8 protein-coding genes are annotated in these 12,884 nt (G+C 51.1%); 7 read left to right on the forward strand and 1 reads right to left on the reverse strand.

What is annotated here, in order from left to right; translation table 11 throughout:
- Window positions 1-19: 19 nt before the first annotated feature.
- The 7 genes from RB620_RS03325 to RB620_RS03355 all read left to right on the forward strand — a co-directional run bounded on the left by RB620_RS03325 (window position 20) and on the right by RB620_RS03355 (window position 11,838).
- Window positions 20-2,053: a beta-galactosidase gene (locus RB620_RS03325; protein WP_308092096.1), complete on the forward strand. Its 2,034-nt coding sequence runs from the start codon at window positions 20-22 to the stop codon at window positions 2,051-2,053.
- Window positions 2,050-3,387: a glycoside hydrolase family 30 protein gene (locus RB620_RS03330; RefSeq protein WP_308092097.1), complete on the forward strand. Its 1,338-nt coding sequence runs from the start codon at window positions 2,050-2,052 to the stop codon at window positions 3,385-3,387. Before RB620_RS03325 ends, RB620_RS03330 begins: the two co-directional genes overlap by 4 nt.
- A gap of 427 nt (window positions 3,388-3,814) precedes the next feature.
- Window positions 3,815-4,267 carry a MarR family winged helix-turn-helix transcriptional regulator gene (locus RB620_RS03335; protein ID WP_308092098.1) on the forward strand — a complete coding sequence of 151 codons (453 nt, stop codon included), beginning with the start codon at window positions 3,815-3,817 and terminating at the stop codon, window positions 4,265-4,267.
- Window positions 4,264-5,991, forward strand: a complete 1,728-nt coding sequence (locus RB620_RS03340; protein ID WP_308092099.1) for an ABC transporter ATP-binding protein — start codon at window positions 4,264-4,266, stop codon at window positions 5,989-5,991. Before RB620_RS03335 ends, RB620_RS03340 begins: the two co-directional genes overlap by 4 nt.
- On the forward strand, window positions 5,988-7,754 hold the full coding sequence (locus tag RB620_RS03345; RefSeq protein ID WP_308092100.1) for an ABC transporter ATP-binding protein: 1,767 nt from the start codon (window positions 5,988-5,990) through the stop codon (window positions 7,752-7,754). The genes RB620_RS03340 and RB620_RS03345 overlap by 4 nt, the downstream gene beginning before the upstream one ends.
- A gap of 16 nt (window positions 7,755-7,770) precedes the next feature.
- Window positions 7,771-9,561, forward strand: coding sequence for a family 43 glycosylhydrolase (locus tag RB620_RS03350; RefSeq protein WP_308092101.1), 1,791 nt, complete (start codon window positions 7,771-7,773; stop codon window positions 9,559-9,561).
- Between the two features lie 27 nt (window positions 9,562-9,588).
- Window positions 9,589-11,838 (forward strand): glycoside hydrolase family 2 protein, encoded by a 2,250-nt coding sequence (locus tag RB620_RS03355; RefSeq protein ID WP_308092102.1) that lies wholly within the window; start codon window positions 9,589-9,591, stop codon window positions 11,836-11,838.
- A gap of 85 nt (window positions 11,839-11,923) precedes the next feature.
- Here RB620_RS03355 and RB620_RS03360 read toward each other — a convergent pair whose 3' ends face one another.
- Entirely contained in the window at window positions 11,924-12,733 is an 810-nt protein-coding gene (locus RB620_RS03360) for an SDR family NAD(P)-dependent oxidoreductase (protein WP_308092103.1), read from the reverse strand.
- Between the last annotated feature and the right edge of the window lie 151 nt (window positions 12,734-12,884).

Genomic DNA, 12,884 nt, shown 5'->3' on the forward strand with positions numbered 1-12,884 from the left:
AAAGGGAGGATCATCGGAGATGGATAAGCTGTTGTACGGAGTCGCTTATTATGACGAATATATGCCTTATGAAAGGCTTCATGAGGATATACGAATGATGAAGGAAGCCGGCATCAATGTCGTGCGGATCGCGGAATCGACTTGGAGCACGCATGAACCGCAGAACGGCGTGTTCAACTTCAGCTCTGTCGATCGGGTGCTGGACGCGATGCACGAAGCGGGCATCCGCGTCATTGTCGGCACTCCCACCTATGCGGTGCCGGCATGGATGGTTCGCGAGCATCAAGGCGTGCTTGCGACGACGGTGAAAGGAGCGGGCAAATACGGCGCCCGTCAAATCATGGATATAACGAATCCGGTGTACTTATTCTACGCCGAACGCATTATTCGCAAGCTGATCGGGCGCGTCTGCGATCATCCCGCGGTAATCGGCTACCAGACCGATAACGAGACGAAGCATTACGGCACGGCCGGGCCAAATGTGCAGCTGGCGTTCGTGAAATATATGCGCGAAACCTACGGGACGCTCGAGGAAGTGAACCGCCGCTTCGGTCTCGACTATTGGAGCAATCGGATCGATGCGTGGGAGGATTTCCCTTCAGTCGTTGGCACGATAAACGGCAGTCTCGGAGCGGAGTTTGCAAAATTCCAGCGCTTGCTGGTCACAAGGTTCCTGGGATGGCAGGTAGAGCTTGTCAACGCGTACAAGCGTCCGGGCCAGTTCGTCATGCAGAACTTTGATTTCGAGTGGCGCGGCTATTCGTATGGGGTGCAGCGCGACGTCGACCACTTTGCGGCCGCGGAACCGTTCGACGTAACCGGCGTTGACATCTACCATCCATCGCAAGACGATCTGACCGGGATCGAAATATCGTTCGGCGGGGACGTTGCGCGTTCCACGAAGGGCAAGAACTACCTCGTCGTGGAGACTGAGGCCCAGGCATTCACCCATTGGACGCCGTATCCGGATCAGCTTCGCTTGCAGGCATTCAGCCATATCGCATCCGGAGCGAACATGGTCGCTTACTGGCACTGGCATTCGATCCACAACTCGTTCGAGACGTATTGGAAGGGGCTGCTCAGCCACGACTTCGAGCCGAACCCCGTCTATTTGGAAGCCTGTACGATCGGAAGAGACTTCGACCGGTTGTCGCCGCACCTGGTCAACCTGCGGAAGAAGAACCGGGCGGCCATCCTGGTCAGCAACGAGTCGTTAACGGCCATGGATTGGTTCAAGTTCTCGTTCACGAACGATCGCAATTATAACGATGTGGTGCGCCTCATGTATGATGCGCTGTATAAACTGAACATCGGCTGCGATATCGTCAGCCCGTATACGGAATCGTTCGCGGACTATGATCTGCTGCTCGTGCCCGCGCTGTACGCGGCGCATGATGATTTGCTGTTGCGGTTGAATGCGTACGTGGAGAACGGCGGCTGCATTGTATACACGTTCAAGAGCGGGTTCACGAATGAGAATGTGAAGGTGAGAACCGTGCAGCAGCCGGGCATCATTCGGGCAGCATGCGGGGTGGAATACAGCATGTTCGTCGAGCCGAAGCAGGTATCGCTGCAAGGCGATCCGTTTGGGGTTGGTGAAGCAGATAACAGGATTGATACCTGGATGGAGCTTCTGACGCCGACGACAGCCGAGGTGCTTGCGCGATACGAACATCCGCATTGGGGACGGTACGCCGCTATTACGCGGAACGAATACGGTCAGGGGGCAGCGTTCTACATCGGCTGCTACGTCAGCGCAGCGGTTATGAGCCGCGTGCTGGAGCGCGCCGTGAAGGAAGCGGGGCTATGGGGACTCGATCAGGAGCTGTCCTTCCCGCTCATCGTGAAGACAGGGACGAATGAGCTCGGAAGAACGGTCAGATTCTATCTGAACTACTCGGACAGCGAGCAGACCTTCAGTTACCCGCATGGTGACGGGACTGAACTGCTGAGCGGGACGGCTGTTGGATCGGATCAGGAGATCCGGCTGAAGCCTTGGGGCGTCAGTGTCATGGAGACGATGGATGGAGCGACGAAGGAGCGTATCAAATGAGACAACCGAAGCGATGGAATTCAAGCTTAAGAGATCAGCAGTGGATCGAGAAAGCTGTGCCGCTTGTTGCGGCAGAAGGAACGGCGGATTTGGCGTTATCGAGCGATGTACACCAAGAGGTGGAAGGGTTCGGCGGCTGCTTCAACGAGCTTGGCTGGGCCGCTCTCAGCCGTTTGCCGGAGGAGGAGCGTAAGCGGACGATGTACGACCTGTTTCATCCGGACGGCGAACAGAAATTCAGCATTTGCCGTATGCCGATCGGCGCAAGCGATTATGCGCTGGAGTGGTACAGCCTGAACGAGACGGACGGAGATTATGCGATGGAGCATTTCTCGATTGATCGGGATCGGCAATATTTGATCCCCTATATCAAGGAAGCATTGGCTTTGAATCCGGAGCTGAAGCTGTTCGCTTCGCCATGGAGCCCGCCGACGTGGATGAAGTTTCCGAAGGCGTACAACTATGGCACGCTGCGCTGGGAGAAAGACAACTTGCAGGCGTATGCGTTGTTCTTCGTTAAGTTCGTGCAGGCGTACAAGAAAGAGGGCATTACGATCCACCAGATCCATGTGCAGAATGAGGTCGTAGCCGACCAGAAGTTCCCTTCATGCGTATGGACAGGCGAACAACTTCGGGAATTCATACGGGACTACCTCGGACCGGCCTTCGAGCAACAAGGTCTTGACACCGAAATATGGCTTGGTACAATCAACGCTCCGGAGCCTTGGGACGAGTGGCTGAAGAAAAAGGCAGCCGACCATGACGCTTATGCGCACACGGTGCTGAGCGATCCGGCAGCCTATCGATACATCAAAGGCGTCGGCTATCAATGGGCGGGCAAATGGGCGATCCAGCGAACGGCGCTTAGCTATCCCGAACTGCGGTACATGCAGACGGAGAACGAGTGCGGCGACGGCACGAATACATGGGATTACGCGAAATATGTGTTCAACTTGTACCAGCACTATTTCACGAATCAAGTAAACGCCTATATTTATTGGAATATGGTGCTGGAGCCCAAAGGCCGGAGCACTTGGGGCTGGGAGCAAAACTCGATGTTGACGGTGCATCCGGACGAAGGGGCGGTCGTAAAGAACCCCGAGTATTACGTCATGAAGCATTTCTCGCATTTCATCGGGCCGGGCGCCAGACGAATCGGGCAGCGCGGTCACTGGTACGGGAATGCGGTCAGCTATGAAACGCCGGAAGGCGAACGGGTCGTCGTCATCGCGAATCCGTTCAAGGAAGCAAGAACGGTACGAATCTCGGACGGCGCTGAATCGTTCGGGTTCGAGCTGGAGGCGGAATCCTTTAACACGATTGTTTTTGGTTAATTGGAGGGAAGGATCTCTACCAGAACATGGATGAAGCCCAGCAGTACGCGAAGGTCATAGCCGGCGATGGCATACCGGCCAGCATCTACGAAGGTTCCCGGATATTAACAACCGCACGCTGTTTATCGAATAAGAAGTGACGAAGAATGCCAGAGAATGGTATGCAAAAGTGAAGGGGTAATTCGATTAATCGCGACAATTCCATAATATTTCACAAGAATACCATTCCACTTAGTGCGGGATGGTATTCTTTTTATTTTGTCAACCAGAGGCGTTTTTCTCATCTAAGCGTTCCAAGAAGTCGTAATAGCGATAGCGAAAAAGTCTGCAAAGTGTTAGTGAGGGAATGCGCCATTTTTTACAATGAAATCAGATCGAATAAATAAGTAACTTACCTATTCGGTTATGATCGCGAAAGGAGAATCGCATGGATCACGAATCGTTGGAGCTGATGAAGGTTTTCGGGAGTCTGTACCGCAAAAATATCGAAACCCGCATAGACACTGCTAACCGAAAAGTAAACGAAGCCCGCATGCTGTTGATCCTCATGGAGAGAGAGCAGGACCGTATGAGCGTATTGGAGCTCAGCGAATATTTGGGAGTGACTTCCCCGTTCGTATCCCAGTTGTTGAACGATATGGTCGAACGGGATTTGATCGTCCGCGACAAAGATCCGTTAGATCGTCGGGTTGTTCGGGTTTCATTGACCGAGAAGGGGAAACAGCAAGCCTCCGATTTTCTCCAGTATTCCCGCAAGCTTTATGTGGGGCTCGCGGAGCATCTGGGAGCCGAGGAAAGCCGCATGTTGTCCAGTCTGCTGCAGAAATCGATCGATTATCTCGATGCCCGAATATACGATTCGGAGAAGAGGCGAACATGACCTTATTATTGCGATATTTAAAACCCTACAAGAAATCGATTGCGGCGCTTCTCTTCCTGATGTTCGCGGGAATCATGCTCGAACTGTATCTGCCTACGCTGATGGCGAACATGGTGGACTTCGGCATCGCGAAAGAGGATATGGACTACGTCTTTCAGACCGGCGGGTGGATGATCTTCTGTTCGGTCTTCGCGGTGGCGATCACCGTCGGCGTGAACTATCTCTCTTCCGGAGTCGCGCACGGGTTCGGCAAAGATTTGCGGCTCTCCCTGTTCGTCCAAGTACAGAAGTTCTCCTTGCAACAATTCGAGCGCTTCGGACCGGCTTCGCTCATGACGCGAACGACGAACGACATCCGGCAAGTGCAAGATTTTGTAAATGCGCTGTTCGGGATGATGACCCGTGCGCCCATCATGCTGCTGGGGGGCATCATTCTTGCGTTCTATCGGGATTCGATGCTTTCCTTGGTTTTTATCGCCGTTTTGCCGTTGTTGGCGGGAATTATCTTCATAATCATGCGAAAAGCCGTTCCTTTATTCGGTTTGTTGCAGGCAAAAACGGATCGCTTGAATCTAATCATTCGCGAAACGTTAAGCGGCATGCGCGTCATTCGGGCGTTTAATCGGACGGAATACGAGAGCGGGCGCTTCAACGGGGCGAACGAAGATTATCGCGACACGGGCATCAAAGTGAACAAAATCATGGCTTATCTGTTCCCCGCGATGACCATGGTGATGAGTTTAACGAATGTTTCGATAGTCTGGTTCGGCGGAATTCGAATCGACCAAGGGCACATGCTGATCGGCAACCTGATGGCATTCCTGCAATACGCGATGATGATTATGGTTGCTTTGATCATGTTATCGATGATGTTTGTCATGATTCCGCGAGCGCAAGCCTCCGCCAATCGAATTGCCGACGTGCTACGGCTCGAACCGACGATCGCGGACGCCCGGAACGATGAATCTCCAACCGAGATCAAGGGCCGTATCGAATTCAAGGAGGTCACCTTTCGTTATCCCAGAGCCGCGAATCCGGTGCTTCGAGCGGTTTCGTTTCAAGCCGGACCGGGCGAAACGACGGCAATTATCGGGAGCACGGGCTCAGGCAAGACGACGCTGCTGCAGCTCATTCCTCGCTTATATGACGTAGAGAGCGGCGCGATACTCATCGATGGCGTGGATATTCGGAATATGCCTCAGCGATCGCTCAGGTCCCGTATCGGGTACGTCACCCAGAAAGCGTCCTTATTCCGGGGGACGATTGCGGATAACGTGGCGTTCGGGCGGGATCGGCTATCGCCGGAACAGCTGGAGGAAGCGCTTCGAACCGCGCAGGCTTTGGATTTCGTCCGCTCGAAGGAGAAGGGCTCGGAAGAAGAAGTCGCGCAAGGAGGAGCCAATTTCTCCGGCGGTCAGAAGCAGCGGTTGTCGATCGCAAGAGCTATCGCGAGAAAACCCGCCATCTATTTGTTCGACGATAGCTTCTCGGCGCTGGATTACAAGACGGATGCCGAGTTAAGGAAAGCGTTGAAGCAGGTCACGGGGGATGCTGCAATCTTGATCGTCGCCCAGCGCGTCAGCACGGTGAAGGACGCCGATCGGATTATCGTGCTGCACGAAGGAGCAATCGCCGGCATCGGAACCCACGATGAACTGCTGTCATCAAACGGCATTTATCGGGAAATCGTTGCTTCTCAGCTGACGGAGGAGGAGAGCGCATGACGGTTAACAAAGGAAACACGCTCCGGCGGTTGATGGGGTACCTGGGGCCCCATCGAGGCAAATTGACGTTCGTCGGGTTCGCGGCTATCGCGGCCACGGTATTCAGCGTCGTCAACCCGAAACTGCTCGGGGACGCTACGAATTTCTTGTTCGACAGTTACATGGAAGGCACGGGTGTCGATTTCGTCTGGCTCGGCAAATGGCTGATCGGGATGCTCGGTCTGTATGCGGCTTCTTCGTTTTTTTCCTTTTTGCAGCAGTACGTATTGGCAGGCATTGCCCAACGGGTAACCGCGACGCTGCGGCAACAGGTTACGGAGAAAATGTCGCGCTTGCCTCTTCGATACTTCGACCGGAATTCCCAGGGCGACTTGATCAGCAGGGCGGTTAATGACGTCGATAGCATTAATACTTCTCTTCAACAGGCGATCTCGCAAATCATGAGCTCGGTCCTGACTGTCGTTGGGATCATTGCGATGATGCTCTACATCAGTCCTTGGCTCACGATCGTGATCGGTATCACCTTGCCGCTCAGCGCATTCGCGATGAGATGGATGGCAGGCAAATCCAAGAAGTATTTCGTTCGTCAGCAAGCGGAATTAGGCAACGTGAACGGACATGTCGAGGAGATGTTCGGCGGCCATCGGGTCGTGAAAACGTACGGGTACGAAGAGGAAGCGATCCGATCCTTCGATCAGATGAATCAGAAGCTCTATGAAGCCGGAAGGAAGGCGCAGTTCGTTTCCGGTCTGATGATGCCCCTGATGACTTTCGTCGGCAACATCGGTTACGTATTGGTCGCCATCGTCGGCGGCGCTCTCGTGTTGAACGGGAATATGCGGATCGGCTATGTTCAAGCGTTCATCCAATATACGCAGCAGATCAATTATCCGTTGATGCAGGTGGCGGGCATCATGAACTTGATCCAAACGGCGATCGCTTCCGCCGAGAGGGTATTTCACGTTCTGGATGAAGAAGAGGAAGACCGACGCGGGTCGTTGATCAGCCCTGCCGACGAGATCGAGGGAAGCGTTAGCTTCCGGAACGTCAGCTTCGGTTACGAGATAGCCAAGCCGATCATTCGCGGATTCGATCTTGACGTGAAGGAAGGCCAGACCATCGCCATCGTCGGACCGACGGGCGCGGGCAAAACGACGCTGATTAACCTATTGATGCGGTTTTACGAGGTCGACGAAGGGAGCATCCTGCTTGGCGGCGTCGATTACAAGGACATGAGCCGAGAGCAAGTCCGAAGCCGATACGGCATGGTCATTCAGGATACGTGGCTGTTTAACGGAACGATTCGGGACAATATCGCCTACGGACGCGCAGGCGCGACGGAAGAGGACATCGTCCTGGCCGCCCGAAGCGCTTACGCGGACGATTTCGTCCGCAAGCTGCCGGACGGCTACGATACGATGCTCGGAGAAGACGCCTCGAATATTTCGCAAGGGCAAAAACAATTGCTAACGATCGCTCGGGCGATCTTAGCCGACCCGACCGTCCTGATTCTCGACGAAGCGACGAGCAGCGTCGACACTCGGACGGAGATGAATATTCAGAAAGCGATGAAGGAATTAATGGCTGGCAGAACAAGCTTCGTCATCGCCCACCGGCTGTCGACGATTCGGGATGCCGATCTGATTCTTGTCATGAACGACGGCGAGATCGTGGAACGGGGCAACCACCATGAATTGTTGGAACAAAGAGGTTTTTACGCGGAGTTGTACCATAGCCAATTTAACGAAAAAGTAGCGATCTGAGGAGGAGCGAAGCTGAATGACGTATATGTGCAACCCGATCAATATGGAATACAAATATCAATTCACCGATTCACGAGGGATTAACGTCACTTATAGGGAAGCGGCAGATCCTTCCATGATTTTGTTCAAAGGCCAATATTATTTGTTTCCTTCGATGACGGCAGGATTTCTTGTCAGCGGCAATTTGACCGATTGGACCTTCCACCCGCTGAAGGATGTGCCGGTTTACGACTATGCCCCGGATGTTCGGGTCATCGGAGACTATGTTTATTTTTCCGCATCGAGCAAAGCCAAGAACTGTTCCTTCTACAGAACAAAAGATCTAATTAATGGCGCGTTTGAAGAAATCGAAGGGACGTTCCCCTTCTGGGACCCGAATCTGTTCTTGGATAACGACGGCAAGGTTTATTTCTACTGGGGATGCTCCAATGTCACGCCGCTTTACGGGGTTGAACTAAATCCGGAAAATATGACGCCCATTGGAGAACCGATCGCCCTCGTGCAGGGCAATACCGCTGTGATCGGCTATGAAAGAAACGGCGAAAATCACGTACCTAGACCGCCGGAACAGGTCGAGGAGATGGTTAATAACTACGTGAAAATGAATCCCGATGTTACGGAGGAGTTCTTGCAAATCATCCGAAAGTCCCTCGGGAATCAAGATCCGTATATCGAGGGGGCGTGGATGGATAAGCATAACGGCAAATATTATCTCCAGTATTCCGCGCCGGGGACGCAATACAACGTGTATGCGGACGGGGTCTACATTTCGGACAACCCGCTCGGGCCGTTTGCGCTAGCGAAAAATAATCCGTATTCATATAAGCCTGGAGGTTTCATGCCAGGAGCGGGACATGGATCGACCATGGAAGATCGGCATGGAAATTGGTGGCATGCTTCGACGATGAGAGTGAGCGTCAACCATATTTTTGAAAGACGGATTGGGCTATGGCCGGCGGGCTTCGATCAGGACGGGGAATTATTTTGCAATCAACGTTATGGCGATTGGCCGATTCGGATCGACCAAGCATCCCTGAATCCATGGAGCAATCCCGAGTGGATGCTTCTCTCTTACGGCAAGCCGACCAAGGCTTCATCTTTCGAAGAGGGAAAAGACGCATCGAAAGCGGCGGACGAGAACGTTCAAACGTGGTGGAAAGCGGCGTCTAACACCTCCGGTGAATGGCTTGAGGTTGATCTGAAGCATGTATGCGACGTACATGCGGTTCAAGTGAATTTTGCGGACGATCAGATGGACCTTCCGCTTCCCGAGGGAGCAACGCTAATGCAAGTCGGAGAAATAAGAAGATATATTGACGAGCGGGAGCATGTGACAAGATGGCTTCTAGAGGGCTCGACGGACGGCAACACCTATTTCGTGATCGAGGATAAATCGGAAGCTGCAACCGATTTGGCGCATGATCTGATCGTCAAGGAAGAGGGATTCAAGGCCAGATTTATTCGATTAACGGTAAATGAGCTTCCTTATAACCAATCGGCATGCATTTCCGGTCTTAGAGTGTTCGGGATCGGACAAGGCGAGCAGCCGAAACAAGCAATTGCCGTCCAGACAGAACGGTTAGGCGAACTGGATCTATCCGTAACGTGGAATCCACTTGACGATGCCGTCGGATACAACGTGCTTTGGGGCTTTGCGCCGGATAAATTGTATCACAGCCATATGGTTTTCGGTGTCAATGAGCTCACCATTAAAGCGTTGATCAAAGGAGAACCGGTTTTTGTAAGAGTGGATCGTTTCAATGAAATAGGAATCACAGAAGGCGAAGTATATAAAGCAGTCGAGTAATTCAATCATAACTGGAGGAATAATAAAATGATTAAACTATGGAATGAATCATGGCATTTTTCGAAAACAGCTTTGGCTATCCCACAGGAACTTCCGCTTGACTGGGAAGCGGTAGACCTGCCCCATACGTGGAATGGAAAAGACGGGCAGGACGGCGGAAATGATTATCACCGGGGAACCTGTTATTATGCCAAAAAGCTGCGCAAGGATGATATTTCTGCTGAAAAGCTGGTATACCTTGAATTTCAAGCTGCCAATTCGTCGGCGGATGTTTATGTGAATGGTCGCCATGCAGGACACCACGATGGCGGATATTCAACATGGAGAGTGAATATTACAGACTTGCTGGCAGACGACAATCTTATTGTGGTTGCAGTAAATAATGCTGCTAATTCAAGAGTTTATCCTCAAGAAGCGGATTTCACTTTTTATGGAGGACTCTACAGAAACGTGTCGGTTATAACTGTCCCTGATTCCCATTTTGACTTGGATTCTTATGGCGGTCCTGGTGTGATGGTTACTCCTGTCGTGAATGGCAGCGATGCTGAAGTGGATGTACAAGTATTTCTTACAGGCGCATTGCCTTCACAGCAGATCATTTATACGGTAAAAGCTGCAGATCAGATCGTCGCCGAACAAATAACCGATGCGGATACGACCGAGGTAAAATTTATTATAAGACAAGCGCATCTTTGGAATGGACGGAAGGACCCTTTCCTCTATTCTCTGGAAGTCAGATTAGTTGAAAACGGCATGGAATTAGATAGACGAGATGTCAAATTCGGATGCCGTTCCTTCAAGGTAGACCCGGAAAAAGGATTTTTCCTGAATGGAGAAAGCTATCCATTGCGCGGCGTAAATCGTCACCAAGACCGTCCGGAAATCGGAAATGCATTGTTGCCGAAACACCAAGACGAAGACATGGACTTAATCTGCGAAATGGGTGCCACAACGATCAGGCTTGCCCATTATCAGCATGACCAGTATTTCTTGGACCTGTGCGATGAACGAGGAATGATCGTATGGGCGGAGATCCCCTATATTGCGTGCCATATGGCGGGAGGAAGAGAAAATACCCTTTCACAGATGAGGGAGCTGGTCATTCAGAATTACAATCATCCCTCAATCGTGGTTTGGGGGTTGTCGAATGAAATTACCATTCTTGGAGCGGACGATGAGGATATGGTGGAGAACCACCGCATCTTAAACGATATGGTTCATGAAATGGACCCAACAAGACTTACGACCTTAGCCGTTATAAAAGACTGTTCAATTGAAAAAGAATATGTGCATATCACGGATGTCGTTTCCTATAATTTGTATTTAGGATGGTATGTTGGGGAAACGCATGAGAATGGCCAATTTATGGATGAGTTCCATAAAAAGTACCCGAATAAGCCAATCGGATTAAGCGAATACGGTTGCGAGGCGGCATGCAACTGGCATACTTCAACACCGGGTAAGGGAGATTATACAGAAGAATACCAGGCCCATTACCATGAGGAATTAATCAAGCAATTATTTGTACGGCCTTATATCTGGGCAACTCATGTCTGGAATATGTTCGATTTTGGATCTGATGCTAGAGCAGAAGGCGGTAAGGATGGAATCAACCATAAAGGACTCGTATCCTTTGACAGAAAATATAAAAAAGATGCCTTCTATGCCTATAAAGCGTGGCTGACCGATGAACCGTTTGTGCATATCTGCGGAAAGAGATATGTGGACAGGGTTGAGGAGGTTACCAAGGTTACGGTCTATTCCAACCAGCCGGAAGTTGAATTGTTCGCCGATGGAAAAAGTCTTGGAAAACAAAGCAGCGATGTGCATTTCTTCTATTTTGAAGTGCCGATCTCAGGAGAAACAAGGTTAGTTGCAAATGCAGGAAAGTGTGAGGATGAAAGCCTGATCCGAAAAGTCGATGTATTTAATGAAGAGTACCGTATGAAGCAACTGAAGGAAGATGGAGATATCATCAACTGGTTTGAGCTTACCGCACCGGATGGCTATTTCTCAATCCATGATAAGGTAGGAGATGTTGCGAGTCATCCTCAGGGAGCGTTAATTCTACAGGGAATACGCGACCTAATAGCTGGATCTCAAACAGGTGATGGCTCTGAGAATAGTCAGGCTTCTCCAGCGCCTCAGATGGATGCGAAAATGCAAGAGATGGTTAATCGATTAACCGTTAGAAGGATTTTTGCAGGCCGGATTCCCAAAGAGAAGATGCTCGAGATTAACACAGCTTTAAACAAAATTAAAAAAACGGATCAATAATTAAAATGCACTCTTGTCATAAGTCTAATCTTATGACAAAAGTGCATTTTTATTGGTAACAAGGGGACGGGATATTGGCGTATTCCTACTCCAAAATTTCCGGATGCGCCCATTGGACGGGAGTCACCTTGCCCGCATGCGAGCCGGCATCGATTACAATAGCGGAACCGCTGATGTAACGAGCCAAATCTGTAGCTAAGAACAAGGCCAAATGACCGATTTCTTTCGGGTCGCCAAGCTTTCCGCTTGGGGACAGGATTTTCGCGTATTGGGAAACGACTTCCTCAGGCGCTTGTCCCCAAATGGAAGTTCGGAACGTTCCCGGACAAATCGCATTGATGGAGATGTTGTACGGCGCATAGTCGAGGGCGGCGCTTTTCGTTAGACCGACCACGCCATGCTTGGCGGAAGCATAAGTAGCCATGGAGCTGTTGCCCAATATCCCTGCTTGGGAAGCAACGTTAATGATGAACCCGCCGGTCGACTTGGTCTTCAGAATGGCTTCGACGGCGAATTTCATTCCTAGGAAGACGCCGCGCAAGTCGATGGCCATTAATCGATCGAACTCAGCCACCGAAAATTCATGCGTGGGCCTGCTCTCGGCTGCGATTCCGGCATTATTCACGAGACCATCCAATCTACCGTACGTCGCGACAGCGAAGTCGACGAGTTCTTTGACCTCGTCTTCTTTGCTTACATCCGTTTTGAAGAAAACTGCATCTCCGCCCGCTGCTCGAATCTCCTCAGCGACCTTCGATCCCTTATCGGCATTGATATCGGATACGACGACCTTCATGCCGTTCTCTGCATAACTCCATGCGATCGCTTTGCCGAGGCCGTCGGCAGCGCCCGTAACAATGGCAACTTTTTCTTTTACACTTGAAAAATCCGTCATAAAAATACCCTCCTCAATTGAACATTACCTGTCACCTCCACCATAAGACAATTCGGGTTGTTTCACTAACGTTTTTACGACTTTACGGATGTCGTTATCACGACTTTTTTGGTCGTGATAACGGCATCCAAAAAGTCGGCTAAGTGTTAGT

Origin of the sequence: Paenibacillus sp. LHD-117 (assembly GCF_030929555.1) — a bacterium.
Taxonomy (GTDB): Bacteria; Bacillota; Bacilli; order Paenibacillales; family Paenibacillaceae; genus Pristimantibacillus.

Bases quoted from the DNA above. Each gene is read 5' to 3' on its own strand.
- RB620_RS03325 (WP_308092096.1), top strand. From the start codon at position 20: ATGGATAAGCTGTTGTACGGAGTCGCTTATTATGACGAATATATGCCT.
- RB620_RS03330 (WP_308092097.1), top strand. From the start codon at position 2,050: ATGAGACAACCGAAGCGATGGAATTCAAGCTTAAGAGATCAGCAGTGG.
- RB620_RS03335 (WP_308092098.1), top strand. From the start codon at position 3,815: ATGGATCACGAATCGTTGGAGCTGATGAAGGTTTTCGGGAGTCTGTAC.
- RB620_RS03340 (WP_308092099.1), top strand. From the start codon at position 4,264: ATGACCTTATTATTGCGATATTTAAAACCCTACAAGAAATCGATTGCG.
- RB620_RS03345 (WP_308092100.1), top strand. From the start codon at position 5,988: ATGACGGTTAACAAAGGAAACACGCTCCGGCGGTTGATGGGGTACCTG.
- RB620_RS03350 (WP_308092101.1), top strand. From the start codon at position 7,771: ATGACGTATATGTGCAACCCGATCAATATGGAATACAAATATCAATTC.
- RB620_RS03355 (WP_308092102.1), top strand. From the start codon at position 9,589: ATGATTAAACTATGGAATGAATCATGGCATTTTTCGAAAACAGCTTTG.
- RB620_RS03360 (WP_308092103.1), bottom strand. From the start codon at position 12,733: ATGACGGATTTTTCAAGTGTAAAAGAAAAAGTTGCCATTGTTACGGGC.